1 protein-coding gene and 1 pseudogene are annotated in these 1,531 nt (G+C 72.2%); both read left to right on the forward strand.

What is annotated here, in order from left to right; translation table 11 throughout:
- Positions 1-91 precede the first annotated feature (91 nt).
- Complete coding sequence (nadD, locus tag ACFU6K_RS38685; RefSeq protein WP_380671308.1) at positions 92-724, forward strand: nicotinate-nucleotide adenylyltransferase; 633 nt, start codon at positions 92-94, stop codon at positions 722-724.
- A 14-nt stretch (positions 725-738) separates the two neighbouring features.
- Positions 739-1,531 (forward strand): annotated as a pseudogene (locus ACFU6K_RS38690) (hypothetical protein); the annotation flags it as partial.

The raw sequence follows: 1,531 nt of genomic DNA on the forward strand, positions 1-1,531 counted from the left end.
GCCACCGGCCGGCCGCTCCCTCACGCGTCTGCGGAGAACCCCCACCCGGCCGTTCCCGCACCGTAACGCGTGTCGCGTAAGGTGTGGCGGCATGGGAGAGCAGGCCGGGAATCCCGGCGGACCGGAACCGGTGAAGAAGCGCCTCGGCGTGATGGGCGGCACCTTCGACCCGATCCACCACGGCCACCTCGTCGCCGCCAGTGAGGTCGCGAGCGCGTTCCACCTGGACGAAGTGATCTTCGTACCGACCGGGCAGCCGTGGCAGAAGAGCGACCGGCACGTCACCCCGGCCGAGGACCGCTACCTGATGACGGTCATCGCCACCGCCGAGAACCCGCAGTTCTCGGTCAGCCGGATCGACATCGACCGCGAGGGCCCGACGTTCACCGTCGACACCCTGCGCGACCTGCACGCCCTGCACCCGGACGCCGACCTCTTCTTCATCACCGGCGCCGACGCGCTCGCCCAGATCCTGTCCTGGCGCGACTCCGACGAGCTCTTCTCGCTGGCCCACTTCATCGGATGCACCCGCCCGGGGCACACTCTGTCGGACGCCGGGCTTCCGGTGGGCGGGGTCTCCCTGGTGGAGGTCCCGGCGCTGGCCATCTCCTCCACGGACTGCCGCAACCGGGTCGCCCAGGGCGAACCGGTCTGGTACCTCGTCCCGGACGGCGTGGTCCGCTACATCGACAAGCGGGCGCTGTACGCGCCGCGCGGGGACTGATCCGGGAGCGGTGCATGACTGATCGCAGCGACGGCCGGCGGCCGGAGGACTGGTCCACCGGGCAGTACCAGCAGCCGTACCAGGGCTACCAGCAGCCGCAGGACCCGCAGCAGCCGCAGCAGCAGGCGCAGGCGCAGCCGTACGAGCAGCAGTCGTACGAGCAGCAGTACGACCAGTACGGGCAGCCGGTGTACGGGCAGGGCGCCTACGGCTACCAGCAGCAGGGCTACCAGGGGTACGACGGGTACCAGCAGGGCGGGCAGTTCCCGCAGCAACAGCCGTACGGGCAGCAGCAGTACGACCAGCAGTACGACCAGTACGGGCAGCCCGTGTACGGGCAGGGCACGTACGTCTACCAGCAGCAGGGTTACCAGGGGTACCAGGAGCAGCCGTACCAGGCGGCCGCCCCGGTCGTCGCCGAACCGCAGACGCCGTCGCAGGAGCAGGCAGCGGTGCAGGCACCGGAGCAGGCACCGGGGCAGGCCGGGCCGGCCGCCGCCGCCGCGGCCGCCGCGCCGGCGCGTCCGCGGGTGCCCCGGCCGGCCGCCGAGCCGGTGCCGGCCAAGGCCGAGCCGCCGTCCGAGCAGGTCGCCGGGGCGCGGGCCGGGAAGGCCGGGAAGGCCGGGAAGGCCGGAAGCAAGGCGCCCGACGACAGCTACACCACGGGTGAGTTCACCTTCGTCGACGAGGAGGCGGAGGAGACCGAGGACGTCATCGACTGGCTGAAGTTCGCCGAGTCCCGCAGCGAGGTGCGCGCCGAGCGCCGCCGCAAGCTGCGCAACCGGCTGATCGGCCTCGGTGCGGTGG

This window comes from Kitasatospora sp. NPDC057512, assembly GCF_042802135.1.
In the GTDB taxonomy this organism is placed as follows: domain Bacteria; phylum Actinomycetota; class Actinomycetes; order Streptomycetales; family Streptomycetaceae; genus Kitasatospora.